The organism is Micromonospora sediminimaris, assembly GCF_016863575.1.
In the GTDB taxonomy this organism is placed as follows: domain Bacteria; phylum Actinomycetota; class Actinomycetes; order Mycobacteriales; family Micromonosporaceae; genus Micromonospora; species Micromonospora sediminimaris.
On the sequence record NZ_BOPD01000035.1, the window covers coordinates 16449 to 40486 of the forward strand.

Annotated in this window: 25 protein-coding genes; 16 read left to right on the top strand and 9 right to left on the bottom strand. The window is 71.2% G+C overall.

The annotated features are described in order from the left end of the window. Nucleotides 1-28 precede the first annotated feature (28 nt). The gene (locus Vse01_RS24195) at nt 29-955 is read left to right on the top strand and encodes a 2-hydroxyacid dehydrogenase (protein ID WP_093401784.1); all 927 of its coding nucleotides are present in this window, start codon (nt 29-31) and stop codon (nt 953-955) included. Here the strand turns inward: Vse01_RS24195 and Vse01_RS24200 are convergent. Further along, a complete protein-coding gene (locus tag Vse01_RS24200) occupies nt 949-1326 on the bottom strand; it encodes a PH domain-containing protein (RefSeq protein WP_093402037.1) in 378 nt (125 codons plus the stop codon). The genes Vse01_RS24195 and Vse01_RS24200 overlap by 7 nt on opposite strands. A 231-nt stretch (nt 1327-1557) precedes the next feature. Between Vse01_RS24200 and Vse01_RS24205 the strand changes: the two genes are divergently transcribed. Next, nucleotides 1558-3813, top strand: a complete 2256-nt coding sequence (locus Vse01_RS24205; RefSeq protein WP_093401783.1) for a bifunctional diguanylate cyclase/phosphodiesterase — start codon at nt 1558-1560, stop codon at nt 3811-3813. Between the two features lie 19 nt (nt 3814-3832). Here the strand turns inward: Vse01_RS24205 and Vse01_RS24210 are convergent, their stop codons facing one another. Continuing rightward, nucleotides 3833-4855: a LacI family DNA-binding transcriptional regulator gene (locus Vse01_RS24210; protein ID WP_093401782.1), complete on the bottom strand. Its 1023-nt coding sequence runs from the start codon at nt 4853-4855 to the stop codon at nt 3833-3835. A 383-nt stretch (nt 4856-5238) separates the two neighbouring features. On the opposite strand from Vse01_RS24210, the gene Vse01_RS24215 reads away from it, so the two are divergent. The 4 genes from Vse01_RS24215 (at nt 5239) to Vse01_RS24230 (ending at nt 11038) form a co-directional block, all read left to right on the top strand. Next, complete coding sequence (locus tag Vse01_RS24215; RefSeq protein ID WP_093401781.1) at nt 5239-6516, top strand: ABC transporter substrate-binding protein; 1278 nt, start codon at nt 5239-5241, stop codon at nt 6514-6516. A gap of 85 nt (nt 6517-6601) precedes the next feature. Beyond that, a complete protein-coding gene (locus tag Vse01_RS24220; RefSeq protein ID WP_093401780.1) occupies nt 6602-7594 on the top strand; it encodes a carbohydrate ABC transporter permease in 993 nt (330 codons plus the stop codon). Nucleotides 7595-7712: 118 nt separating this feature from the next. Continuing rightward, nucleotides 7713-8558 (top strand): carbohydrate ABC transporter permease, encoded by an 846-nt coding sequence (locus Vse01_RS24225; RefSeq protein ID WP_232511055.1) that lies wholly within the window; start codon nt 7713-7715, stop codon nt 8556-8558. Between the two features lie 53 nt (nt 8559-8611). Next, complete coding sequence (locus tag Vse01_RS24230) at nt 8612-11038, top strand: glycoside hydrolase family 2 protein (protein WP_093402036.1); 2427 nt, start codon at nt 8612-8614, stop codon at nt 11036-11038. 145 nt (nt 11039-11183) lie between these two features. On the opposite strand, the gene Vse01_RS24235 is transcribed toward Vse01_RS24230, so the two are convergent. Further along, a complete protein-coding gene (locus tag Vse01_RS24235) occupies nt 11184-11642 on the bottom strand; it encodes a DUF2690 domain-containing protein (protein WP_093401778.1) in 459 nt (152 codons plus the stop codon). 140 nt (nt 11643-11782) lie between these two features. Here Vse01_RS24235 and Vse01_RS24240 point away from each other — a divergent pair, with 140 nt between their 5' ends. The 7 genes from Vse01_RS24240 to Vse01_RS24270 all read left to right on the top strand — a co-directional run bounded on the left by Vse01_RS24240 (nt 11783) and on the right by Vse01_RS24270 (nt 18912). Then, nucleotides 11783-12901 (top strand): XRE family transcriptional regulator, encoded by a 1119-nt coding sequence (locus Vse01_RS24240; protein ID WP_139233074.1) that lies wholly within the window; start codon nt 11783-11785, stop codon nt 12899-12901. An 84-nt stretch (nt 12902-12985) separates the two neighbouring features. Continuing rightward, nucleotides 12986-13780, top strand: coding sequence for a hypothetical protein (locus Vse01_RS24245; protein ID WP_093401776.1), 795 nt, complete (start codon nt 12986-12988; stop codon nt 13778-13780). A 134-nt stretch (nt 13781-13914) separates the two neighbouring features. Next, nucleotides 13915-14253 (top strand): ArsR/SmtB family transcription factor, encoded by a 339-nt coding sequence (locus Vse01_RS24250; protein ID WP_093401775.1) that lies wholly within the window; start codon nt 13915-13917, stop codon nt 14251-14253. Beyond that, nucleotides 14250-16004 (top strand): SulP family inorganic anion transporter, encoded by a 1755-nt coding sequence (locus Vse01_RS24255; protein ID WP_373870711.1) that lies wholly within the window; start codon nt 14250-14252, stop codon nt 16002-16004. Before Vse01_RS24250 ends, Vse01_RS24255 begins: the two co-directional genes overlap by 4 nt. 192 nt (nt 16005-16196) lie before the next feature. Beyond that, nucleotides 16197-17189 carry an AbfB domain-containing protein gene (locus Vse01_RS24260; RefSeq protein WP_170863287.1) on the top strand — a complete coding sequence of 331 codons (993 nt, stop codon included), beginning with the start codon at nt 16197-16199 and terminating at the stop codon, nt 17187-17189. A 125-nt stretch (nt 17190-17314) separates the two neighbouring features. Continuing rightward, the gene (locus Vse01_RS24265; RefSeq protein ID WP_093401773.1) at nt 17315-17686 is read left to right on the top strand and encodes a YciI family protein; all 372 of its coding nucleotides are present in this window, start codon (nt 17315-17317) and stop codon (nt 17684-17686) included. Beyond that, entirely contained in the window at nt 17674-18912 is a 1239-nt protein-coding gene (locus Vse01_RS24270) for an RNA polymerase sigma factor (protein WP_093401772.1), read from the top strand. Before Vse01_RS24265 ends, Vse01_RS24270 begins: the two co-directional genes overlap by 13 nt. Nucleotides 18913-18955: 43 nt before the next feature. On the opposite strand, the gene Vse01_RS24275 is transcribed toward Vse01_RS24270, so the two are convergent. Genes Vse01_RS24275 through Vse01_RS24290 form a run of 4 tightly spaced genes read right to left on the bottom strand, consistent with a single transcriptional unit; the run spans nt 18956 to nt 20557 of the window. Beyond that, complete coding sequence (locus Vse01_RS24275) at nt 18956-19381, bottom strand: hypothetical protein (RefSeq protein ID WP_093401771.1); 426 nt, start codon at nt 19379-19381, stop codon at nt 18956-18958. Further along, a complete protein-coding gene (locus Vse01_RS24280; RefSeq protein ID WP_093401770.1) occupies nt 19368-20021 on the bottom strand; it encodes a hypothetical protein in 654 nt (217 codons plus the stop codon). Before Vse01_RS24280 ends, Vse01_RS24275 begins: the two co-directional genes overlap by 14 nt. Beyond that, nucleotides 20018-20278, bottom strand: coding sequence for a hypothetical protein (locus Vse01_RS24285; RefSeq protein WP_093401769.1), 261 nt, complete (start codon nt 20276-20278; stop codon nt 20018-20020). Before Vse01_RS24285 ends, Vse01_RS24280 begins: the two co-directional genes overlap by 4 nt. A 15-nt stretch (nt 20279-20293) precedes the next feature. Beyond that, complete coding sequence (locus Vse01_RS24290) at nt 20294-20557, bottom strand: hypothetical protein (RefSeq protein ID WP_093402034.1); 264 nt, start codon at nt 20555-20557, stop codon at nt 20294-20296. 136 nt (nt 20558-20693) lie between these two features. On the opposite strand from Vse01_RS24290, the gene Vse01_RS24295 reads away from it, so the two are divergent. The 3 genes from Vse01_RS24295 to Vse01_RS24305 are packed head-to-tail and all read left to right on the top strand — an operon-like array spanning nt 20694 to nt 22084. Beyond that, nucleotides 20694-21161 (top strand): hypothetical protein, encoded by a 468-nt coding sequence (locus Vse01_RS24295; protein WP_170863286.1) that lies wholly within the window; start codon nt 20694-20696, stop codon nt 21159-21161. 51 nt (nt 21162-21212) lie between these two features. Next, a complete protein-coding gene (locus tag Vse01_RS24300) occupies nt 21213-21617 on the top strand; it encodes a helix-turn-helix domain-containing protein (protein ID WP_093401767.1) in 405 nt (134 codons plus the stop codon). A 35-nt stretch (nt 21618-21652) separates the two neighbouring features. Continuing rightward, nucleotides 21653-22084, top strand: coding sequence for a VOC family protein (locus Vse01_RS24305; protein ID WP_093401766.1), 432 nt, complete (start codon nt 21653-21655; stop codon nt 22082-22084). 62 nt (nt 22085-22146) lie between these two features. Here the strand turns inward: Vse01_RS24305 and Vse01_RS24310 are convergent, their stop codons facing one another. Continuing rightward, on the bottom strand, nt 22147-23391 hold the full coding sequence (locus Vse01_RS24310) for an endonuclease/exonuclease/phosphatase family protein (protein WP_093401765.1): 1245 nt from the start codon (nt 23389-23391) through the stop codon (nt 22147-22149). A gap of 113 nt (nt 23392-23504) precedes the next feature. After that, entirely contained in the window at nt 23505-23975 is a 471-nt protein-coding gene (locus Vse01_RS24315; RefSeq protein WP_093401764.1) for a hemerythrin domain-containing protein, read from the bottom strand. Between the last annotated feature and the right edge of the window lie 63 nt (nt 23976-24038).

Consider the following 24038-nt stretch of genomic DNA (forward strand, 5'->3'; position numbering starts at 1 on the left):
GGCTGCGCCGACGCCTATCGTCGGCCGGGTGAAGGTATGGATCCCGCACGAGGCCGGCCACGCCCTGCTCGGCGAGTTGCCGCCGGAGGTCACCGTCGAGACGATGGAGGATCCGGCGAAGCTGCCCTCGCCGATGGCCGGCGTCCGATTCTGGGTACCGCCCTTCCTGGCGGGCGAGGACGCCGTGGCCGTGCTGCACGAGCTGCCGGACCTGGCGGTGGTGCAGCTGCTCTCGGCCGGAGCGGACGCCTGGGTGGGTCGGATACCGGCCGGTGTCACGCTCTGCGACGCCCGTGGGGTGCACGATCCGTCCACCGCCGAATGGGTGGTCGCCGCGATTCTCTCCCAGTTGCGTGCCTTCCCGACGATGGCCCGGGCGCAGGCCCGGCGACGGTGGGCGTACGACGAGGTGGCCCCGACCGACGAGCTGGCCGGCAAACGGGTGTTGATCGTCGGGGCGGGGTCGATCGGTACCGCGTTGCGGCAGCGGCTGACGCCGTTCGAGGTGGAGTTCGTGATGGTGGCCCGGACCGCCCGGCCCGAGCAGGGGGTGCACGGTGTCGACGAGCTGCCGCGACTACTGCCGCAGGCCGACGTCGTGGTGCTGCTGGTGCCGTTGACCGAGCAGACCCGGGGGCTGGTCGACGAGACGTTCCTCGCCGCGATGCGGGACGGTGCCCTGCTGGTGAACGCCGCCCGGGGCCCGGTGGCCCGGACCGACGCCCTGGTGGCCGAGCTGGCCACCGGACGGATCTCCGCCGCGCTGGACGTCACCGATCCCGAGCCGCTGCCCGCCGACCATCCGCTCTGGGAGCTGCCGAACGTGCTGATCACTCCGCACGTGGCCGGCTCGGTGCGGGGGCTGCTGCCCAGGGCGTACCGCCTGGTGGGTCAGCAGATCCGACGGTTCGTGGCCGGTGAGCCGCCGCGCAACGTGGTGGTGGACGGCTACTGATCCGCTTCGGTGACGTCGCGTCCGGCCGCCGCCACCAGCCTCGGCAGGTCTGCCCCACGCACGGCCGGGAGCACGAACCACCGGCCGTCGTCGAGCTGGGCCACCGCCCGCCCGCGCGGATCGGCCGCCAGCTCGACCACCTGCTCCCAGGAGAACCGGCGCTCTCCGGCGAGCGCCCGTACCCGTAGTCCACGGGAGTCGGCGTCGGTGCCGGCCCGCCAGGCCCAGACGGCCACCGCCAGCGGCACCAGCAGCACCGGCAGCAGATAGGGGCGGGAACTGGCCAGCGGCAGGGCGCCGATGGTGGCGACGATCGCCCCGACCAGGATGGCCTGGTTGTGCCGGAATCGTGCGGTGTCGGTGCGAGGCATGACCAGATGATCCCACCCGGGCCGGGACGGCCGGCGGTGGGCCGAGGTCGCGCGCGGCACCGAGCGGCGGGTGAACCGGGCACGGCCCATCTTGACACTCGGTTGTCGTGACCTGACTCACTGTCGACTGGCCGTCACTTCCCGCCGAGTGACTCGTTCACCGATGGTGGGCGGTGGACCATGTCTGTCGTCCGCGCACCGCCCCCGTGCCCCCTCACGAAGGCGACCGTCGTGCCCGTCGCGTCTGTGTTCCGTGCCGCCCCGTTGCGGGCCAGCGCACACCGTCCGCTCCTGCCCGAGATCTGCGTGCTCGCGGTCGCCGCCGTGCTGATCGCCCTCGGCACCGCCGGTCCGGTTCCCGCCCTCGCCGTGGTGGCACTCGCCGGTGCGGCCGCGTCCACACTGGCCGGGGTGCGGCTGTCCCGGCTGACCCTCGGCCCCGACTTGCCCGACGGCAGCCCACCTGCCGGACGGATGGCCCGCCGTCGGGCGGCGCGTCCGCGTCGGGCCGCCGCCCTGCTGCATGCCGCGGTGGTGACCGCTGGCCTGACCGCGGCGGTGCTACCGCTGGCCTCCGCCGGATACCGTTCGGCGGCCGCTGCGGCCGGGCTCGCCGGCACCACCGCGCTGCTCGGCGGCGGCCTGTTCAGCCTGTATCGGTCGCGGCCGTCGATCCGGGGACGCCTGCACCGCCTACTCGACCAGGCCGCGCCCGGTGTCTGCCTGATCCTCACCGCCTGGCTGCTGCTGCCGTACGCCGGTGTGCCGGCCCCGCTGCGGCTGGCGGTCGCGGTGGTCCTGGGACTGCTCGCCGTCGACGCGTTGGCCATGCTGACCGGGCCCGGTCGCGACGGCGGCTCCGCCCGCTGCCGCGCAGGCGCCGGGTTGACCCTTCTCGCCCTGGTGCTGCTGGCCGCGCTGCCGGCCGGTCCCGCCGCCGGGCGCGCGGCGCTGCTGGCCGTGCCGCCCCTGGTGGTCGGCGTGCTGCTGGTCGCCGCCGGGGTTCGGCAGGTGGCGCAGGCCGCGCCCACCCGGCAGACCGCGCTGGTCTGGCCACGGGCGGTGCTGCCACCGGTCGCGGTGGTGCTCGCCGTCGTCCACCAGTTGCAGGTCGGCCTGCTACCCGACCGTACGGCGGTGCTGCTCGCGCTCGCCGTGATCCCGCCGCTGGTGGCGCGTGAGTTGTTCGGTGCCGCCACCCTGACCGGGTCGGAGGCGCCGGCGGCCACCGCCCCGACACCGGCCCCCGCCGAGTCGAGCGGCTCGACCGGTCGCGTCGCCCTGCTGGGGGCGCTGGCGGCCCGTCCCGAGCCGGTCTCCGGCGCTCTGCTCGTGATCGATCTGCACCTCACCGAGCTGCCCGGCCGGCTGGTGCGCGACGACGTGGCGGCCGAGGCCGTCCGTCGGGCCCGAGCCGTGGCGGCCGACGAGGACGAGGTGTTCGACCTGGCCGGCAGTGGACTCGCGGTGGTCAGCGGGTCCGGGCCGGTGCTGGCGTACGCGCTGGGTACCCGGCTGCTCAGCGCGCTGAGCCGACCCTACGAGGTTTCCGGGGCGGTGCTGCGGTCGCGACCCAGCGTCGGACTGGCCGAGCTGGGCCGGGGTCGGCCGGAGGATCTGTTCCGCCAGGCGGACCTGGCCCGTCGACGCGCGGCCCAGCTCGGCCGGGACCGGGTCGAGTGGTACGACGCCTACCTGGAGGAGCAACTGGTCCGCCGGCTGGACCTGGAGCGGGAACTGCCCGGCGCGGTGGCCCGGGGCGAGTTGGACCTGGTCTACCAGCCCGTCCTCGGCCTGGCCGATCGGGCGCCGGTCGGCACGGAGGCGCTGCTGCGGTGGCGCAACCCGGTGCTGGGCACCGTGTTTCCGGTGGAGCTGCTTCCGGTGGCCGAGGATCTCGACATCATGGGTGAGCTGGGGGTCTGGGTGCTGGACCGGGCCTGTCGACAGCTGGCCGACTGGACGCTTGGTGGTCGACGGCTGTGGATGGCGGTGAACGTGACCACCCGGGAGCTCACCTCGCCGGACTTCGTGCCCCGGACGGCAGCGGTGTTGGAGGCGTACGGGGTGCGGCCGGACCAGCTGGTGATCGAGGTCGCCGAGCCGAAGGTCGCCGCCGAGCTGCCGACTGTGGTCGCCCGGCTGGCCGGACTGCGCTCGATGGGCATCCGCACCGCGCTTGACGACTTCCGGGCCGAGCACGCCTCCCTCGCTCAGCTCCGGCGACTACCGATCGACCTGCTCAAGGTCGGGCCGGAGGTGGCCACGGCAGGCGGCGACCCGCACCGGCCCCTGCTGGACGTGGTGGTCACCGTGGCCGAACGGTTGGGCCTTGAGGTGGTGGCCGAAGAGCTGGAATCGGCTCACCAGGTCGAGGGGGCGCACCGGGCCGGATGCCGGTACGGCCAGGGCTTCGAGCTGGCCCGGCCGGCGACCGCCGAGCGGGTCGAGGCGTACTTCGAGGAGTTTCCGTCGACGTCGCGCTGAGAGCAGCCGCTTAACCGTTTCACTTGCTCGTGGGGGCGGGACCGGTGCTGCCGCGTGGGGTCAGGTGTGGGGCCTCGTCCTCCAGCCCGACCGTCGGGGCGCCCTCGATCAGCTGTAGCAGCTGGCGCGCGGCATGCGCCCCGTACGCCGGGATGTCCCGGCCCAGCGCGGTGAGCGGCGGATGCACCAGCCGGCACAGCGGGGAGTCGTCCCAGGCCACGATGGACAGGTCGGCGGGGACTGCGAGCCCCATCTCCTGGGCGACCGACAGCCCGGCGATCGCCATCACGTCGTTGTCGTAGATCACCGCGGTCGGGCGGACCCGGGAACTGAGCAGCCGCCGGGTGGCTCGTGCGCCCTCCTCGCCGGTGTAGTCGGAGGGGGCGGTGACCGCGTCGGCCAGGCCGAGCCGCCGGCACGCGTCGGTGAACGCCTGGGTGCGGATCGCGGTGTGCAGCAGCTCGGGTAGACCGCCGACCCGGGCGATCCGCCGGTGGCCGAGCGCGTAGAGGTACTCCACGGTCTCCACAAGCGCCGCCGCGTCGTTCGACCAGACACTCGGGAGCCCGCCGGTGCCCGTCGGCCCGCCGATCACCACGGCCGGCAGGCCCAGTTCCTCAAGCACCGGCACCCGGCCGTCGTCGGTTCGCAGGTCGCAGACGAGTACGCCGTCGACCCGCCGCTCACCCCACCAGCGCCGGTAGACCGCGATCTCGGCGCTCTGGTCGGCCACCACCTGGAGCGTCAGCGCGTACGACCGGGCGGACAGCTCCGCCTCGACGCCACTGATCAGCTCCATGAAGAAGGGCTCGATGCCGAGGGTGCGGGCCGGTCGGGCGAGGATCAGGCCGATGGCGCGGGCGGTCGCGCCGGACAGCGCGCGGGCGGCGCTGCTCGGGCTGAACCCGATCTCGGCGGCGATGGCGAGAATGCGCTGCCGGGTCGCCTCGGAGACACCCGGCTGGCCGTTCAGCGCGTACGAGACCGCGCCCTTGGAGACTCCCGCCCGGCGGGCGACGTCCGCGATCGTGGGCCGCTTCACCGGCGTACGTCCTCCTGAACCAGTTCGTCCTGCCGGCCGTGTCGATGGCGCGGGCGGCGTGGGACACGCTACCCGGCTGCCTGCCTCTGGGGCGGTACGGGGCGGCTCGACACCGGCAGGCAGGCGAACTTGTGCGGTTCAGTCTACGGGATCGGCTGGCCGGTTCCCCCTCGTCGCGTTCGGGAATCCGTTGCCCGGATGCGTGAAACCGCCTGCCAGAAGGCGATCCTGCACAACCGAACGGGCACGAGGTTTCGGGTTGGGCTCGGTGTTAACCCGTCGTTGACACGCCGAGACCACCCCCGTACGGTGACGTCACTTATCCGGTTCAGTCAACGTTCCTCGATCTCTGGAACGTGTCCAATGGTCTCGGAGGATGGGTCATGAGACGGTCTACGCCTCGGTGGCTGCGGGTCGCAGCCGTAGGTCTGACGGTCGGCTCCCTGGTCGTCGCGTGCAGCGGACGCAGCACCCAGGGCGGTGGCGACAGCGGCGGCGTGGTGACGCTGACGATCAATTTCTGGGGCGACTTCGGGCTCCAGGACCTGAAGGCGAAGTACGAGGCGGAGAACCAGAACGTCAAGATCGCCCTCAACTCCGGCGAGTACAACGCCCAGCACGAGGACCTGCAGAAGAAGTTGATCGCGGGCTCGGGCGCACCCGACATCGCGGCCATCGACGAGGGCTTCATGGTCCAGTTCCGCAGCCAGGCCGACAAGTTCGTCAACCTGCTCGACTCCGGTGCCGGCAAGTACGAGACCAGCTACCTGCCGTGGAAGTGGAAGCAGTCCCTGTCGGCCGACGGCCGTACCCAGATCGGCCTCGGCACCGACGTCGGCGGCCTTGCCATGTGCTACCGCACCGACCTGTTCGAGGCCGCTGGGCTGCCCACCGAGCGGGACCAGGTCTCCGCGCTCTGGCCCACCTGGGACGCGTTCCTCACCATCGGCCAGCAGTACACCGCCAAGACCAAAAAGAAGTTCGTCGACAACGCGACGAACCTGTTCAACCCGATCCTCGGTCAGCAGCCTGTCGGTTTCTACGACGAGAACGAGCAACTGCGGATGGAGGGCGGTCCCAAGGTCGCGTTCGACTACGCGGTCCGGGCCGCCGACGCCGGCCTGTCGGCCAACCTCACAAGCTTCCAGGCCGACTGGGACAAGGGCTTCACCAGCGGGTCGTTCGCGGTGCTGGCCTGCCCAGCGTGGATGCTCGGGCACATCCAGAACACCGCCCCCGGCACCAAGGGCAAATGGGACATCGCCGCGGTGCCTGGTGGTGGCGGCAACTGGGGCGGTTCCTTCCTCACCATTCCCAAGCAGGGCAGGAACGTCGACGAGGCGTACAAGTTCCTGGAGTGGCTGATCCAGCCGGCGCAGCAGATCGAGGTCTTCAAGACGGTCGGGAACCTGCCCTCGCAGCCGGCGCTCTACGCCGACCCCGCGATCGCCGATTTCAAGAACGAGTTCTTCAACTCCGCGCCGGTCGGCCAGATCTTCCCGAAGATGGCGGAGGGCCTGACCCCGCAGTACCTGGGCAAGAAGAACGGCCCCACCCGGGTCGCCGTGGAGAACGTCATCAACCGGGTGCAGAACGGCACGCTCACGTCGGACGCCGCCTGGGCCGAGGCGATCAAGGAAGCCGAGAAGGCCAGCAGGTAACGCCATCGAGACTGGCGCGGGCGCGTGGGCGCCCGCGCCCACCTCGCTTCCGGTCTGAAGTCCCCCCGTCGCCCCTGGAGCGCCCATGCCCACCACGCGCGCCGCCCCCGAACCGGCCACTCGCCGCCCCCGGCCGTCCCCCGGCCGGTCGATGACCTGGCGTGACCGGCTGCACCGCTTCGACATGCGGTACGTGCCGTACCTGATGATCGCGCCGTTCTTCCTGCTCTTCTTCGTCTTCGGGCTCTTCCCGATGGTCTTCAACGGTGTGGTGGCGTTACGCCACTGGCGGCTGGACGACCCGGAGCTGACCGGCTGGGCCGGCTTCGCGAACTTCAGCCGGCTGTTCACCGACGGCGATTTCGGCAACGCCCTCTACAACACCTTCGGGATCTTTCTGCTCTCCACAGTGCCGCAACTGCTGCTCGCGCTGATCATCGCGTCGCTGCTCAACCGCCGGCTCCGGGCCCAGACCTGGTGGCGGGTCGGCGCGCTGCTGCCCTACATCACCCCGATCACCGCCTCGACGCTTGTCTTCAACGTCTTCTTCTCCCGCGACCTCGGAATGGCGAACTGGGCACTGGGCCTGATCGGGATCGGCACCGAGAACCCGATCGACTGGCGGGCCGACAAACTGCACTCCTGGATCGCCATCGCCACGATGGTCAACTGGAAGTGGATCGGCTACAACGCCCTGCTCTACCTGGCGGCGATGCAGTCCATCCCACGCGACGTGTACGAGGCGTCGGCGCTCGACGGCGCCGGCCCGTGGCGGCAGCTCTGGCGGATCACCGTGCCGATGATCCGGCCGGTGGTCATCTTCACCGTGGTGCTGTCCACCATCGGTGGGCTGCAACTGTTCACCGAGCCGATGCTGTTCGACCTCAACGCGCAGGCCGCCACCGGCGGTGCCGGCGGCGAGTGGCAGACCGTGGCGCAGCTGATCTACAAGGTCGGCTGGAAGGACCTCAATCTCGGGTACGCCGCCGCGATGTCCTGGGCACTGTTCTTGATCATCCTCGTGGTCGCGGCCCTGAACACCCTGCTGACCAACCGCATCTCGGGGGGACGCAAATGAGCGAGCGAATCGATCGGCTCAGCGCGATGAGCGAGCGAAGCGAGGTGCCGCGGTGAGCCTCCTGGAGCGACCCCGGCCGACACCGTCGGCGACGCGCGGCGGACGAAAGCGGGCCGCGCTGCTGGGCCGGGCACCGCAGGACACTCCGGCCGGCTTCTGGACCTACCTGCTCCTGGCCCTGAGCACGCTGTTCGCGGCGTTCCCGCTGTACTGGATGTTCGTCATCTCCACCAGCACCGACGAGGCGACCTCCCAACTGCCGCCGGTGGTGGTCCCGGGCGACCAGTTCCTGGTCAACCTGGACGAGGTCTTCTCCCTCCAGGATGTCTACTTCGCCGCCTCCCTGGTGAACAGCGTGATCGTCTCGACCGTGGTCACCGCGTCGGTGCTGTTCTTCTGCTCGTTGGCCGGCTTCGCCTTCGCCAAGCTGCGGTTCCGGGGCAGCAGGCCGCTGATGCTGTTCGTGATCCTCACCCTGACCGTGCCCAACCAACTCGGCGTGGTCGCGCTCTACATCGTGATGGGCAAGCTGGGCTGGAACGGCACCCTGCTGGCGGTGATAGTGCCCGGTCTGGTCACCGCCTTCGGGGTGTTCTACATGCGGCAGTTCATCGTCAACACGGTGCCGGACGAACTGGTCGAGTCGGCCCGGGTGGACGGCGCCACCACCATGCGGGTCTACTGGAACATCGTGTTGCCGGCGGTGCGGCCGGCGCTTGCGGTGCTCGGCCTGCTCACCTTCGTGGCCACCTGGAACGACTTCCAGTGGCCACTGATCACCCTCAACGGCACCGACTATCCCACCTCGATGGTGGCCATCTCCGACCTGGCCAGCGGCAACTACGTCATCTACCGCCGGGTGCTGGCCGGCGCGTTCGTGGCCACCATCCCATTGTTGATCATGCTAGTCATCGGCGGTCGGCAGATCGTCCGGGGAATCATGGAAGGCGCGGTGAAGTCTTGAGCGACGCGCGGGGGACCGGTCCGATCCGGCAGACGCTGCACGACGGGTGGACCATGCGGACGGTACCCGGCCAGCAGGTGCCACCCGAGGTGGACGGGGCGACGGTGCCGGCCACCCTGCCGGGTTGTGTGCACACCGATCTGCTGGCGGCCGGGTTGATCCCCGATCCGTACCTCGACGACAACGAGACCGCGCTGGCCTGGATCGGCCGCACCGACTGGGCGTACGAGACCACCTTCGCCCGGCCAGCCGGCGACCACGCCCGCCTCGACCTGGTCTGCGCCGGCCTGGACACGGTCGCCACGATCACGCTCAACGGCGTCGAGGTCGGCCACACCGAGAACATGCACCGAGGCCACCGCTTCGACGTCGCGTCGCTGCTCCGCGCCGAGGGCAACCACCTGGTCGTACGCTTCGACTCCGCCTACCGGTACGCCGAGGCGCAGCGCGACCGGCTCGGCGATCGCCCCAACGCGTACCCGGAGCCGTTCCAGTTCATCCGCAAGATGGCCTGCAACTTCGGCTGGGACTGGGGGCCGACGCTTGTCACCGCCGGCATCTGGCAGGAGATCGCCCTGCACGGCTGGTCGGTCGCCCGACTGGCGACGGTACGCCCACTTGTCACGGTCGACGGCGACACCGGCCGGGTGGCGGTGCACGTCGAGGTGGAACGGGCCGCCGACCGGCCGCTCACCGTCCGGGCGCAGGTGGCGGGCCAGCGCGCCGAGGTGACCATCCCGGCGGGGCAACGTTCCGCAGTGCTGGCCCTCACCGTGCACCGGCCGGAACTCTGGTGGCCCCGGGGCTACGGCGTGCCGCACCGCCACGAACTGACGGTCACCCTGCACGATGCCGACGGCGGCCGGCTCGACGAATGGCACCGCCGGATCGGCTTCCGGTCGGTACGCCTGGACACCACCCCCGACGAGCACGGTGCGCCGTTCACGCTGTACGTCAACGAGATGCCGATCTTCGTCCGGGGCGTCAACTGGATCCCCGACGACATCTTCCCCAACCGGATCACCCGCGCGCGCCTGGCCCACCGCTTCGACCAGGCCGAGACGGCGAACATCAACCTGCTGCGGGTCTGGGGCGGCGGCCGGTACGAGTCGGCGGACTTCTACGACCTGGCCGACGAACGCGGACTGCTGGTGCAGCAGGACTTCCTCTTCGCCTGCGCCGCGTACCCGGAGGAGGAGCCGTTCGCCACCGAGGTGGCCGCCGAGGCCACCGAACAGGTGATCCGTCTCGCGCCGCACCCCTCGCTGGTGCTCTGGACCGGCAACAACGAGAACATCTGGGGCTGGCACGACTGGGACTGGCAGGCCCCGCTGGCCGGGCGCAGCTGGGGGCGGGGCTACTACCTCGACCTGCTGCCGCGCATCGTCGCCACGCTGGACCCGACCCGCCCGTACTGGCCGGGCAGCCCCTGGTCGGGCAGCGAGGAGATCCACCCCAACGATCCGGCGTACGGCACCACGCACATCTGGGACGTGTGGAACACCGACGACTACGTCAAGTACCGGGAGTACCTGCCCCGGTTCGTGGCCGAGTTCGGCTACCAGGGGCCGCCCGCGTACGCGACGCTGCGCCGGGCCCTCTCCGACGAGCCCCTCGCCCACGACTCACCCGGCATGGCGCACCACCAGAAGGCCGCCGACGGGGACCGTAAGCTGCGCCGAGGGCTGGACGTGCACCTGCCCGAGCCGCACGACTTCGACGACTGGCACTGGCTGACCCAGCTCAACCAGGCCCGGGCCATCGCCCTCGGGGTGGAACACTTCCGCTCCCACCGGGGCCGGTGCATGGGCGCCATCGTCTGGCAGCTCAACGACTGCTGGCCGGTCACCTCGTGGGCTGCCATCGACGGCGACGGCCGCCGCAAACCACTCTGGTACGCGCTGCGCCGCTCCTACGCCGATCGGCTGCTCACCGTGCAGCCCCGCGACGGTGGGCTGGCTCTGGTCGCGGTGAACGACGGCGGGCAGCCGTGGCGGGCGTCGATCACGGTCACCCGGCGCACCCTGGCCGGGGAACCGAAAGCGAAGTCCACCCTGGAGCTGGAAGTGCCCGCGTACGAGACGGTGACCCTGGCACTGGCGGCGGAGCTGGCCCGGCCCGACGACGCCCGGGACGAACTGCTGGTCGCCGAGACCGACGACCCGGCCGAGCGTGCCTGGTGGTTCTTTGCCGAGGACCGCGACCTGCGATGGCCGGCGGCGGCCTTCGACGCGACGGTGCAGCCGGCCGACGGCGGCCAACAGGTACGCGTCACCGCCCGCACGATCCTGCGCGACGTGACCCTGTTTCCGGATCGCCTCGACCCGTCCGCTGAGGTCGACATGGCGCTCGTCACCCTGCTCCCGGGCGAGGCGGCGACCTTCACGGTGCGGTCGGCGGCACCCCTCGACCCCACCGCCCTGATCACCCGCCCGGTGCTGCGCTGCGTCAACGACCTGCCGGTACGGCCGCCTTCATGACGCCTCGGGCGGAGGGGCCGCTTCCCGGCCTCACCGCCGCCGTGGTGGATGGTCACCGGGCCGGCGCGTGGTCCCATGACGCGCCGGCCCGGTAGCCCTGTCTGCCGGCCCTGCTCGCACCGCAGGGCCGGCCCCGGGGAGACCGTCAGGCGCAGAGCGGGTCGCTTGTGTACGTCGTGCCGGAGGAGGTGGTCACCTTGCCGACCGCGCAGACCGTCATGTTGTGCCCGTAGAGCTGGTCGCCGTAGTACTGGGTGCCGGTGCCGCCGTACCACTCGGTGGTGGCGTACGGGCTGGACCGGTAGACATGCACCTGAACGGTGTTGTGCGGGCTGACCCGGTTGGAGATCCGACCCCAGTTGGTCTTGCAGGCTTCACTCCAGCGCAGCTCCACGACGGCGAGGGTGGTCGAGCCCTGCATGATGTACTTCGGGTAGGGCGTGGCGTTACGGGCGTTCGCGGAGCAGCCGGTGTCGATCGGGTCGGTGCCGTCGCAGCCGTGACCGCTACAGGTGGCGGCGCTGGCGGGCGTCGCGACCAGGAGGCTGGCGGCGATGAGGGCGCCTGCGGCAGCGGCGGCCAACCGGCGGGCGTTCCGGATCATTGTCTCTCCTGACCTCTGGTGGGCTGTGTCAGCCCTAGGATTCGGCTTCTCATCTCTACCGTCCGTCGACGCTGATCTCTACGCTGTGTCGCGTCGGACAATGAATCCCGGTTGTGGTCAATCAATTCGAGGAGCGGCCCATGGCCCGGGCGGAACGCCCCCTGGACCCCACCGCCGACCCGCTTCAGGCGTTCGCCGCCGACCTGAGGATCCTGCGTGACAAGGCAGGACGCCCCACCTATCAGGCCCTCGCCCGGCGGGCCCACCGGTCCGCGAGCTCGCTGTCCGAGGCGGCCGGTGGCCGGCGGCTGCCGACGCTGGACACGACCCTGGCGTACGTGCGAGCGCTCGGCGGCGACGAGGCGGAATGGACCGAGCGGTGGCGCGTCGTCGCCGGGCACGTGACGGCAGAACAGGGCCACGCCGGCCCGACCGGCGACCACGACGGTGGCAGCGAGACGCGACCTGCCACCGCGCCACCTGCGGTTGGGGACTCCGCCACCGCGCCACCTGCGGTTGGGGGGCCGGTCGCCGTGCCATCCGCGACCGTGGATTCCGGCGCTGCGTCGCCTGCGGCTGCGGGTCCGGCCGGTGTGCCGCCGACCACCAACTCGCCGGTCGCCACGCCGCCCGCCGCGTCGAGGGAGGACGGCCAAAAACCGCATGACCCGGCCACCCCGGCCGGTGACACCGCTTCATCCCACTCGGTCGGGCGCACCGCCCGGGCCGTTCTCGCCGGGGCGCTGGTGCTGGCCGGGCTCGTCGCGGTGCCCTGGCTCGCCGGAGGGTTCGGCAAGCCGGAGGCGGGCAGCAACACGCCGCCTGCGGCCGAGCCGACGACCGTGACGGTGGGCGTCCGCGACGGTGCCGACCCGAAGGACGCCGGCTGCGCCGCAGACGCCGACGTGACCACACTCGAAAGCGCCGCCGTGCTGCTCGACGAACGGGTGATCGGCACTGTCGAGTTGCGCTACTCGCCCGCGTGCGGGGCGAGTTGGCCGCGATTCGTGCCGGTGCCGGCAGTGGTGGAGGTGCCCCGGCCCGCCCGGATCCAGCTCACCGTGTTCGATGGCGACGATGCCGGCCGGCAGGCCGACTTCGCGATGGACTACGCCGGCATTTCCACCTTCGGCAACCTGCTGACCAGCACACGGACCTGTGTCTGGGCCCAGGTGCAGCTTTCCGGCCAGGGCTGGGCCTCGCCCCTGGCGCGCACCGGCTGCTGGCGAGGCGCCACCCAGGTGAGACCGATCCCCTGAACCGCTCGCCCGGCTCACGGCGGCTCTCACCCTGGTCGCGGCGCTCAGGGCGGCGTCCTTGGCGAAACGAGAGGAGCAGCGGCCATGGCCCTGGCGGATGCGTTGACCAAGGCTCCGACAGACGTTCCGGAGCTTGCCGTGGCCGAGCCGCCGGCTCCGTCGGACCTGCTCCAAGCGGTGGTTGACGCCGTCTTCGGCCCCGGCAGTGTGATCGCCTGGTTCGTCGGTCTGTTGATTCTCGTCGGGCTCTGGCTGAGATTCGGTCTTGACATCTACCGCGGTGCCCGGCAGGCGGGCGAGACGATCCGGGCCGCGGTCCGGATCAGCCTCCAACACCTGAGCCGGCACCCTCGGCACCGGATCGTGGCGGCCTTCGCGACGACCCTGTTCGGTCTGGCCGTTCAGGCAGTATGGGTGTTCGCCACCTTCGCGTTCGTGTGTGCCGTGTCGGCGGCCGTGGGCGCAGCCGACCCGGCCGACCCCCTGCGTTGGGACCGCTTCACCGGCTCGTACACGATGACCTGCGTTCTTTTGCTGGTGGCCGCCTACGTGTTGGCCGTCGCCCGGCAGGACCGTCATCTCTCCTGGCTGGCCGTCCCGCCGGCCGCGCTGCCGATCGCCACGGGGGCGGTCGTCGCTCTGATCGCCCTGGTCGTGACGGTCGCCTATCTGCTCTCGTGGTTGTTCGTGCTGGTCGCGACGCTCTTCACCGATCGGGCGGAGGGACCCGATTTCCTTGACGACATGGTCGGGATGTGGGCGGTGGTGGTCGTCCTCGTCCTGCTGGCCCTCGGTGGATTTCTGGCAATGTGGCTCTCGGCTGTCACGGTGTCTGCGTGGCGGGGGCCGGCGCAGGAGCCGACCGGCGACCCGGAGTAGGCAGTGAGGTGCGGCGGCTCCGACCGGGGTTCGCCGCACCGGGTGTTCCCGACCTGTCGAGTTGAAGAATTTCGCAAGTGCTAAAGTCTTCAGGGTGTCTGCCGGGGTGGCAGCATCCGAAGGGGGAGCGTGGCGTGTCGGTGCCGCTGTACCAGGCGAAGGCGGAGCTGTTCCGCACCCTCGGGCACCCTGTCCGGATCCGGGTGCTGGAACTGCTCCAGGACGGCCCCAGGCCGGTGCGGGACCTGCTGGCCGCCATCGACGTCGAGGCGTCGAACCTCTCCCAGCAGCTCGCCGTGCTGCGCCGGGCCGGCATGGTCACGTCGCATCGGGACGGCCCCCTGGTGATGTACGCGCTGAGCACGCCCGACGTGGCCGACCTGCTGGCCGCCGGGCGGCGGATCCTCGGCGCGGTGCTCACCGACCGGGACGGGCTGCTCGACGAGTTGCGTGCCGGCGGACCGGACCGGTGACGGCCACCGACACCGGTCCGGCCCGCTCGGCCGGACCCGCCCTGTCCGCCGCCTGGCGCCGGGTCCGCGACCTGCTGCCGGGCCGCGCCGACTGGCAGGCGGTACGCCGCTCACCCCGCCGTGACCTGGTCGCCGGGCTCACCGTCGCCGTGGTCGCGTTGCCGTTGGCGCTCGCCTTCGGGGTCACCTCCGGGCTCGGCGCGGAGGCCGGGCTGATCACCGCCGTGGTCGCCGGTGCGGTGGCGGCCGTCTTCGGCGGCTCGAACCTTCAGGTGTCCGGCCCGACCGGCGCGATGACCGTGGTGCTGGTGCCGGTCGTGGCGCAGTTCGGGGCGACCGGGGTGCTGATGGTCGGCGCGCTGGCCGGGTTGATCCTGATCGCCCTGGCCCTCGCCCGCCTCGGCCGCTACGTCCGCTACCTGCCGGTGCCGGTGATCGAGGGCTTCACCGCCGGCATCGCCGTGGTCATCGCCCTGCAACAGGTGCCAGCCGCGCTCGGCGTCACTGGCGCGCAAGGCGAGAAGGTGTGGGCGGTGGCGGCCGACGCGGTCACCCGTTTCGTCGTACACCCCCGGCCGGCCGCCGTCGCGGTGGCCCTCGGTGTCGCGGCGGTGATGCTGCTCGGTGCCAGGTGGCGTCCCGGGCTGCCCTTCTCGCTGCTGGCCGTGGCCGCCGCCACGCTGCTCGCCGAACTCGTGCCGGTCGACCTGGTCCGGATCGGCGCGCTGCCGCAGGGGCTGCCCGCTCCGTCGCTGGACTTCCTCGACCTTTCGGCGGTGGGTGTGCTGCTGCCCGCCGCACTCGCGGTAGCGGCGCTGGCCGCGTTGGAAAGTCTGCTCTCGGCAACCGTCGCCGACGGGATGACCGTCGGCCAGCGACACGATCCGGACCGCGAACTCTTCGGCCAGGGCCTGGCCAACCTGGCCTCTCCGCTGTTCGGAGGCATCCCGGCCACCGCGGCCATCGCACGTACCGCCGTCAACGTCCGGGCCGGAGCGGCCTCCAAACTGGCGGCGCTGACCCACGCGGTGGCGCTGGCCGTGATCGTGCTGGCCGCCGCCCCACTGGTGGGCCGCATCCCGCTCGCCGCCCTGGCCGGCGTGCTGCTGGCCACCACCGTACGGATGGTCGAGGCCGCGTCGCTAAGGGCACTGGCCCGATCCACCCGGGGCGACGCGCTCGTGCTGGTGCTGACATTCGCCGTCACGGTGATCTGGGATCTGGTCACCGCCGTGGCCGTCGGCGTCGGGGTCGCGGTGGTCGTGGCACTGCGCGCCATCGCCCGCAGCGCGAAACTCGAACAGGTGCCGCTCGACTCCGGCGAGCACACCGCCGAGGAGCGGGCCCTGCTCGCCGAACACATCGTGGCCTACCGGCTCGACGGCCCGCTGTTCTTCGCCGCCGCGCACACCTTCCTGCTCCGGCTCTCCGACGTCGCGGACGTACGGGTGGTCATCCTGCGGATGTCCCGGGTATCCACCATCGACGCCACCGGCGCCCACGTGCTCGGCGACGCCATCCGCCGACTCCAGGGGCGCGGCATCACCGTGCTGCTCTCCGGCATCGTGCCCGGTCACGACCAGGTGCTCGACGCTCTCGGCGTGGCCGACCAGCTGCGCCGCGACGGACTGGTCTTCCCCGACACACCGGCCGCCATCGCGTACGCCAGGAACCTCGCGTTGGCCCCCGCCGGTGACCGGTACTGGCATCAATCCGGCGAAGGTGAGAGTGTGTCCGCTGCGGTCCATTGATCATGCCCGGGTCAGGCGCGTGCGCTGAACAAGCAGGGGAGCACCATGTCCCAGAACGGCAACGCTCGGTCACACCTGCGGATAGGTGGCTGGCTTCCCGGGACGAGCCGACCCGGTTCGGGTTCTGATCATTGGGACTCCGGTACGCAGCATCAGCTGGTCAGACCCCGGCGGACCACATCTTCTCCACCGTTGACCGGCATCGCGCCGTCGACCGTCCCGCCTCCGGGCGGGTACGCCGGTCGGACCATCGACGCCTACCCGGTAACCGAAGAACCCGTCCCCGAGCACGCCCGTTACGCAGCGCCAACCGCCGCCACGGGCAACCAGGGCGCGACCATCGGGAGGGCCGGCCCACGGCGTGCGCAGGTGCTGGGCGGTGCCGCCCTCGTCGTCGTCACCGCCGTCATCGGGGTGATGGCGCTACGCGACGGCACGTCCCAGGAGCCGATCCGCAGCGAGTTCGTCGCCGGGATGCCCCGTCCCGACGGTGCCGCGGATGGCCCTGCCGTCGACTCGCTGCCCGACACGGACGGCACCGGCTCCCGAGGCGACGGTGGCGTCTCGCAGAACCCGACCACCGACCCTGTCGTCCGGCCCGGCCTCAACCCGCGTACCGACGGCAGCGACGCGGACGACGCCGGCTCGACCGGCCCCGGCAGCCCACCGGCCAGCCCGGCCGCCAAGAACCCACCACCGGCCCCGAGCATCCCCGAAACACCTGCCAAACCGGCCGGGCCGGCGCTGGTCCCCGGTGCCCGGATCGGTCTCGAACCTGCCGGCTCGCCCGGACACCGGGTACGGCATGCCAACTTCCAGGCCCGAGTCGATCCGGTGAATGCCGCCAGCAGCGCCGGCACGAGAGCCGACGCCGCGTTCATCGTCCGGTCCGGTCTCGCCAGCGACAGTTGCGTCTCCTTCGAGTCGGTCAACTTCCCCGGCCACTACCTGCGGCACTCCGACTTCCGGGTGTTCCTGCACCGCGCCGACGGCAGCGCCCTGTTCCGCGCCGACGCCACGTTCTGCCCGGTCACCGGCATCGGCGGCCGGCACACGTCACTGCGGTCGCACAACTTTCCGGATCGGTACCTGAGCCACGCCCGCCACCAGCAGATGCGGATCTCGCCGGTCGGTGGCGGTGCCGGACCCTCGACGGCCACCTTCCGAATCCGTCCCGCCGGGTAGCCTCCCCGCCGCGCACGAACCGGCGCGGCGGTCGACGCGGCTGCGCTCGGTGGCGATTCGGGCAGCCGTCGTTCGTCATCTCGGTGCGGGCCCCATGGCCCACACTGGGAGCGAAGGAGACCACCATGCGTTATGCGCTGCTGATTCACTACCGCGAGCCGGGCGAGGGTGAGCTGTCCGACGAGATCGTCGCCGAGGCGAGGGCGGCCTTCGACGCGTACGGTCGGGCGTTGGTGTCGGCCGGGGTGCTGCTGGCGGCCGACGTGTTGCAGCCGACCGCGGCGACGACGACCGTCACCCGTCGGGACGGTGACCTACGCGTGCAGGACGGCCCGTTCGCGGAGACCAGGGAGGCGCTGGCCGGGGTGTTTCTCCTCGACGTACCGGACCTCGACGCCGCGATCGGCTGGGCGGAGAAGTGCCCGGCCGCGCAGTGGGGTGTGGTGGAGGTACGCCCGAGCGCGACGGCGATCGTCGACGGGGTATGGACGAGCTGACCGTCGGCGACGGAGGGTGGGCAGCCGCGACTGTCGTGGCCCGCGACAGTTACGGGCGGCTGCTCGCCCTGTTGGCCGCGTCGACAAGTGACCTCGCCGCAGCCGAGGACGCCCTGGCCGACGCCTTCGAGCGGGCCCTGCGGACCTGGCCCGACCGGGGCGTACCGGAGAGTCCCGACGGGTGGCTGTTGACGGTTGCGCGTAACCGGCTGCGGGACCTGTGGAAGTCGGCGCACTGGCAGCGCACCGTCCCGCTCGACGTGGAGCGGGACGCCCCCGTACACCTCGATGCCCTCGACCTCGACGCCGTTCCGGACCGGCGGCTGGAGCTGATGCTGGTGTGCGCGCACCCGGCGATCGAGCGGGCCGTGCACACCCCGCTCATGCTCAACACGGTGCTCGGTTTCACGGCCGCCCAGGTCGGCCGGGCCTTCTCGGTGCCGGCGTCGACGATGGCGACCCGCTTGGTCCGGGCGAAGCGGCGCATCAAGGCCGCCCGGATCCCGTTCCGCATCCCCGACCGCGGCGATCTGCCGGATCGGATGGCGGCGGTGCTGGAGGCGGTCTACGGGGCGTACGTCATCGACTGGACGACGACCGGCCCGGAAGCCCGGCAGGTCCCCACCGAGGCCCTGCACCTGGCCGAGGTGCTGACGACGCTGGTGCCCGACGACCCGGAGGCGCACGGGCTCGCCGCCCTCGTCCAGCTCTCGTCCGCGCGGTTACCCGCCCGCCTCGACGCAGACGGGCGGTTCGTGCCGCTGGCCGAGCAGGACCCGTCGCGCTGGGACGACCACCTGATCCACCGGGCGTACGCGCACCTACGCGCCGCGCACGCGCGCGGGCAGGTCGGCCGCTTCCAACTTGAGGCCGCCGTCCAGGCCGTGCACTGCGCCCGGCGGGAGACCGGCACCACCGACTGGCCGGCGCTGCTGGACCTGCACCGTGCCCTCCATGCGGTCGCGCCGTCGCTCGGCGGTGCGGTCGCCTACGCGGTCGCCACCGCCGAGGTCGAGGGCCCGGCGGCCGGGCTGACCCGGCTCGACGAGCTGCTGGGCGACCGGGCCCGACGCTTCCAGCCGGCCCGGGCTGCCCGCGCCCACCTGCTCGAACGGCTCGGACACCATGGCGAGGCGGTCGCCGCGTACGCGAGCGCGATCGACCTCACCCACGACCCCGCCGAGCGGGCACACCTCCAGCACCGCCGTTCGCTCCTGCCCGGCTGAGCAGTCCCGGACTGCCTCAGCAGTCAGCGGGTGCCCGCGGTGCTCAGGGGCGGGCGGCCAGGTTGACGGCCTCCGCGAGGAGGGCGTCCAACTCGTCGTCCGACAGGTTCTCCTCGGTGAGGATCTTCTGCACGGTGGCCGCCTGGATGCGGCCGATCATCTCCTGGCTCATCGAGTAGTCGAGCGCCGGGTCGATGATGGACATGATGAGCTGCTCGGCGGCCTCGGCGCTGATCTCGGGACCACCGTTGGCGAGCCCGGCGCGTAACTCACCGACGAAGGCGATGGCCTCGGCGCGGCTGGCGGTGTCGCCGAAGCGGCGGTCAACGGCGAGGAAGAAGACCGCCGCGAGGTAGCGCGGAAGGCCGTCCCAGCCTTCGGCGTCAAGCTTGGCCTCAACCGCGTCGTTAGCGGCGTAGTCGCCGCGAACCATCGTGCGGATGTACTCGGGCAGTTCAGGCTTGATCATTGTTGTCCCGCTTCCTCGCTCGTCGGGCTTTGCCATGGTTCCATATCGCCTTCACGGTCACCGCCAACGCGCCGGCCGCCATCACCGCAGCGGTCACCGGGTTGTCGACATGTGGTCGATCCTGTCCCGGCGCAGGCCCAGGGCTCGTCGTCCCACTCGTGGTTCCGCCTTGGCCGTCGCCATGTTGCTTGAAGAACTTGAACACTTCTCGGGCGCTGGCCTCGGCGTTCTTCAGGCTGTCCTCGGTGTCGTCGGCCTTCTGGACCTGCTTGCGCCAGGCGATGTCGGCACGCCGCCCACGTCGCTCAGCTTCGGTCACCACACGCTCGCCGGACGGGGAAGCAGCATCATCTGGTTGGGTGGGCGCCGCCCCGGGGGCGATCGTGTTGACGTACGCGGTGATGTTGCGGGCAGCCTCAGACAGCAGGCGGGCGTACCGGCCGGCTTTGTCCCGGGCCACCTCGGCGTCCGTGACGGCGGCGCGTAATCGATTGTCGTTGCTTCCCCGCTGAACCTCGGCCAGCCGCGCCAAAGCCACCTCAGCGTCCGTCCGGGCGCGCAGCGCGGTGACAACTGCGGCATCAAGCTTTCCGCGTACGGCGAGAAGCTGCGCGACCAGCTCGGCGATGCTGCCGCTCATCCGAGTCGAGTTAGGTAGTCGCTCGCGTGTTCGGCGGTGTGGTCGAAGCGGCGGCGAGTCGGTTCGACCTCTGCCTTGGCAGCGGCGAGTGCCTGATGGGTGTCGGTCACGTGCTGGTGTTGGCTGTCGCTCAGCACAGCGTTCGCCGTTCGGGTTGCCGCTTCGGCCTCGGAGACGGCCTTATCGAACACCCGTCGTCCCTGGCGCGCGGCTTCGATGGCGGCGCGCAGGGCCGCCTTGACCTCGCCGACACTCATGGTGGTGGTCGGTGATCAGCCGAGGATGCCGACGTAGCGGCGGGCAGCCTCCGAGCTGCCCTGCACGAGGGTCACAGCCTCGGCCAGGCGCTGCTTGCTCTGCTCACCGCGGGCAATGGCCTCGGCGATCGCCGGATGGCCGGTGCCGGCGGCGACGGCACGTAGCCGGGCCAGCATCTGCTCGGTGTTCTCGGCGGCGGCGCGGATCTGGTTGATCGTCACGTTGCCCTGCTCGGCTGCCTGCATCAGTGCCGCCTTGACCTCTTCGATACTGGCCATGCCGCCCCCCGTCTGCTGATTGTGGACCCGGATCACCATTACGTGGCCGGACGGACACTATCGGAGATGAATGCAGCTCGCAGCCCGGTGACTACAGGTGGTCAGCTGCGGTTCGTGCCACATCGGCAATGAACTCATGCGATCGCGTCTCGGCGACGAACAAGCATCGTCGGCGGGAGAGTGGCCAGCGGCGAAGCGCTCGTTGACCGCGATGGCGGTGGCCTCACCGATCACCTGGCTGTCGCCGCGCCAATCGGTTGTCTCCCAAACCGTGCAGGATCTGGCGGGGATCCTTCTGCCGGCTGCATTCCAGGGCCTCGGTGACGGCGTCGAGGGTCACCCCGGCCTCGGTACGCAGGTCACGCACTACGCCGTCGCCGACGCCGTGCCGACCGACCTGGCGGTGCCGATCCAGGCGCCCGCCGCCGCGCCGAACGACCTGATCGCCGACCCGGTGCCGGCGCTGCTGCGGTTGGCCGCCCGGCACGTCGGGCAGACCCTGACCGTCCGCTTCATCCGTGCCGGCTGCACCCTGCACCTCCACGACGACGACGGTGTAGTTGTGGTTGCCACCGTCCCCGACCTGGACATCAGTGAGCGGTGAGAAGATGAAAGGGAGCGACCGGCCGGGGCGCGGCGGGCGGGGAGGTGGCGGGTGAGCAGGGCGGTCGAGGAGACGAATCGGGCGATGTTGCGCGCCCGGGACGCCATGGACCGGGCGTACGCTCAACCGCTGGACATCCCCACCCTGGCGCGGATCGCGCACGTCTCCGAGGCGCACTTCATCCGCACCTTCCGGGCCACCTTCGGTGAGACCCCGCACCGCTACCTGCAACGGCGTCGGGTGGAGCGGGCCATGTACCTGCTGTTGCACACCGGTCAGGACGTGACGGAGATCTGCACGGCTGTCGGTTTCGGCAGTCTCGGCACGTTCAGCCGTACCTTCCGGCAAATCATCGGTGAATCGCCCACCGACTACCGTAAGCGGCGGACGGCGCCCGTCGCGCCGGTGCCGGGCTGCTTCACGAAGGCGTGGACCAGACCGAGCAGTTTTGGATAAGCAGCAGGTCAGAGCGTTGCACTAGCGTTTCGGGCATGACGATGAACGCGATCAGCCGCTCCCAGATCTACGTCCTCGACCAGGACGAGGCGCTCGACTTCTACATCGGCAAGCTCGGCCTTGAGTTGAACACGGATCAGGATCTCGGCTTCATGCGTTGGCTCACGGTCAACATTCCCGGCGACCGGCAGCGGGAGATCCTGCTGGAGAAGCCGGGCCCGCCGAACCTGGACCCGGCCACCGCCGAGCAGGTCCGCGAGCTGCTCTCCAAGGGCGCCGCGGGTGGCTTCCTCTTCATGACCACCGACGACGCCCACAAGACGTACGAGGAGTTGGTCGCGAAGGGGGTCGACATCACCGACGAGCCGATGGAACGGCCGTACGGCATCGACTTCGGCATCCGCGACCCGTTCGGCAACCAGATCCGCATCGGGCAGATGTTCGACCGGAAGGCCGAGCACTGCTGAAGTCCTGGAAGCAGCTCTGTCTGGCCCCGGCGCCGGTCACCGACGCCGGGGCAGGCGACACCTCAGCGCCGCAGGTCGAGCCAGACCAGCCGGTGGTCGGAGGTGGGGAAGCCACCAGGCAGGGCCGGGTCGTAGTCGCCGACCAGCCGGAACAGCGGGTCACCCGGCACCGGCCAGAAGATTCCGGTGGCGCGGACCGGCAGGCCCCGGCTCGGTAGCAGGTAGTCGACCCGCAGGTTGCCAGGGCTGGTGTCGGCGAAGTCGGCGGTGTCGAAACGCGGGTCGCTGCGGTGGTCGAGGTTGGCGCCGCCCTGCCGCCGTGCCGCCGCGGTGCCGCCCGCGCTGGCCGGCACGACCCGGTCGTTGATCCGGGGGTGGTCGAGCAGCTGCTGCGCCGCGCCGGGCAGGCTGTCACCGTCGTACGGGTCGGAGTTGAGGTCCCCGGCGATCACGAAGGCCGCCCCCGGCCCCAACCCGCCGCGTCGCCCGGTGTCGTCGTAGATGTAGCCGGCCCGCCACGGCGAGACATAGTCGGCCCAGAAGCGGATCTCGTCGTGGTTGCGGCGGCCGTTGCGGTCCTCCGGCCCGTCGAAGACCGGCGGCGTGGGGTGGCTGGCCAGCAGGTGCACGGTACGGCCGGGCAGCCTGACCGGCACGTCCCAGTGACTCTTGGAGGACAGCCGCACGTCGGCCAACTCGGCCGGTGAGTACCAGTCTGCGGGCGCGGGGGTGGCCGGGTCGTCGGGCAGCAACGCGCCGGGCATGTCCCGCCAGCGGAACGTCTGGAAGGTGCGCACTCGGGCCAGGTCGATCGGGTACGCCGAGTAGACCGCCATGCCGTACTGGCCGGGGAAGAGCCCGAAACCGTAGGCGTCGTCGGGCCCACCGACGGTCCCGTCGTTGTTGAGATCGTGTCCGGAGGGGACACCGGTGTTCGACGGGGCCGCGTAACGGTACGGGTAGCGGATCGCCCGGGTGCCGTTGCGCGGCACGGAGAGGTAGTTGTCCTGGAACAACGCCAACGCCCGCCCCTGCGGGTCGTAGTCGAACTCGTTGATCAGCAGCACGTCCGGGCGTACCCGCTGGATCACCTCGGCGACGTTGCCGGCCTGCGCGTCGTTCCGCCCGGACAGGTCGGCGACCAGCCCGCCGGCGGCGCCCCGGTTCAGCGAGGCGTTGAAGGTCGCCACCCGCAGCGTGCCCGGTTGCCCCCTACCCGCACTGGCCGGCGACGGCACCACGACCGCCGCCGTCGTGGCGAGCAGCGCCGCCGTGATCGCGGCGCTGACCTTCCGCTTCGCACCCATCGACACCCTCCCGATCCACGATCAACGATCGCCACGCTACCGGGAGCGGCATGACGCCAGGGTGAACCGCGATCGACGATCCGCCGCCTCCCACGGGAGCCGTCTCCCTCAGTTCACAGTGGACCGAGGACGTCGTGCGGGTCGGCGTCCAGGGCGAGCGTGTCGAGGACCGTCAGTAGCTGGCGTTCCTCGTAGCGGAAGTGGCTTTCCATGATGGCGGCGATGCCCTCGACGTGGCGGTCGAGTTCGGCCGGGGAGGCGGCCCGGTCCACGGCGGCCTGTAGACCCGCGAGCAGATGCGCGATCATCGAGTGGTCCTGTTTCAGGTACCGCAGGGTGTCGCGCAGCTCCGGATGGGCGGCGGCGATCGCCGGGAACAGTTCGCGGTCCTCGCCCTCGTGGTGCCCGGTCAGGGCGGCACAGAAGCCGTGACAGAACAGCAGCAGGTCACGGGTGGCTGGTCCGGCCGCCTCGCCACCGGCGAGTGCGTTGCGGGTCAGGCGCAGGGCTTCGCGCAGCCGATCGTGCACGCTGCGAAGCTCGTGGCTCCAGGCGACGAGCCTGGTCTTCTCGCCCTCAGTCACAGGAGGGCGAAGGCACCGACTGTGTCATCGTCGTGGTCCTTCGTATCCGGCGCCTCCATGCCT

Bases quoted from the DNA above. Each gene is read 5' to 3' on its own strand.
- Vse01_RS24215 (WP_093401781.1), top strand. From the start codon at position 5,239: ATGAGACGGTCTACGCCTCGGTGGCTGCGGGTCGCAGCCGTAGGTCTG.
- Vse01_RS24290 (WP_093402034.1), bottom strand. From the start codon at position 20,557: ATGGCCAGTATCGAAGAGGTCAAGGCGGCACTGATGCAGGCAGCCGAG.
- Vse01_RS24270 (WP_093401772.1), top strand. From the start codon at position 17,674: ATGGACGAGCTGACCGTCGGCGACGGAGGGTGGGCAGCCGCGACTGTC.
- Vse01_RS24295 (WP_170863286.1), top strand. From the start codon at position 20,694: ATGCGATCGCGTCTCGGCGACGAACAAGCATCGTCGGCGGGAGAGTGG.
- Vse01_RS24265 (WP_093401773.1), top strand. From the start codon at position 17,315: ATGCGTTATGCGCTGCTGATTCACTACCGCGAGCCGGGCGAGGGTGAG.
- Vse01_RS24285 (WP_093401769.1), bottom strand. From the start codon at position 20,278: ATGAGTGTCGGCGAGGTCAAGGCGGCCCTGCGCGCCGCCATCGAAGCC.
- Vse01_RS24280 (WP_093401770.1), bottom strand. From the start codon at position 20,021: ATGAGCGGCAGCATCGCCGAGCTGGTCGCGCAGCTTCTCGCCGTACGC.
- Vse01_RS24220 (WP_093401780.1), top strand. From the start codon at position 6,602: ATGCCCACCACGCGCGCCGCCCCCGAACCGGCCACTCGCCGCCCCCGG.
- Vse01_RS24245 (WP_093401776.1), top strand. From the start codon at position 12,986: ATGGCCCTGGCGGATGCGTTGACCAAGGCTCCGACAGACGTTCCGGAG.
- Vse01_RS24310 (WP_093401765.1), bottom strand. From the start codon at position 23,391: ATGGGTGCGAAGCGGAAGGTCAGCGCCGCGATCACGGCGGCGCTGCTC.
- Vse01_RS24235 (WP_093401778.1), bottom strand. From the start codon at position 11,642: ATGATCCGGAACGCCCGCCGGTTGGCCGCCGCTGCCGCAGGCGCCCTC.
- Vse01_RS24200 (WP_093402037.1), bottom strand. From the start codon at position 1,326: ATGCCTCGCACCGACACCGCACGATTCCGGCACAACCAGGCCATCCTG.
- Vse01_RS24275 (WP_093401771.1), bottom strand. From the start codon at position 19,381: ATGATCAAGCCTGAACTGCCCGAGTACATCCGCACGATGGTTCGCGGC.
- Vse01_RS24230 (WP_093402036.1), top strand. From the start codon at position 8,612: ATGCGGACGGTACCCGGCCAGCAGGTGCCACCCGAGGTGGACGGGGCG.
- Vse01_RS24240 (WP_139233074.1), top strand. From the start codon at position 11,783: ATGGCCCGGGCGGAACGCCCCCTGGACCCCACCGCCGACCCGCTTCAG.
- Vse01_RS24305 (WP_093401766.1), top strand. From the start codon at position 21,653: ATGACGATGAACGCGATCAGCCGCTCCCAGATCTACGTCCTCGACCAG.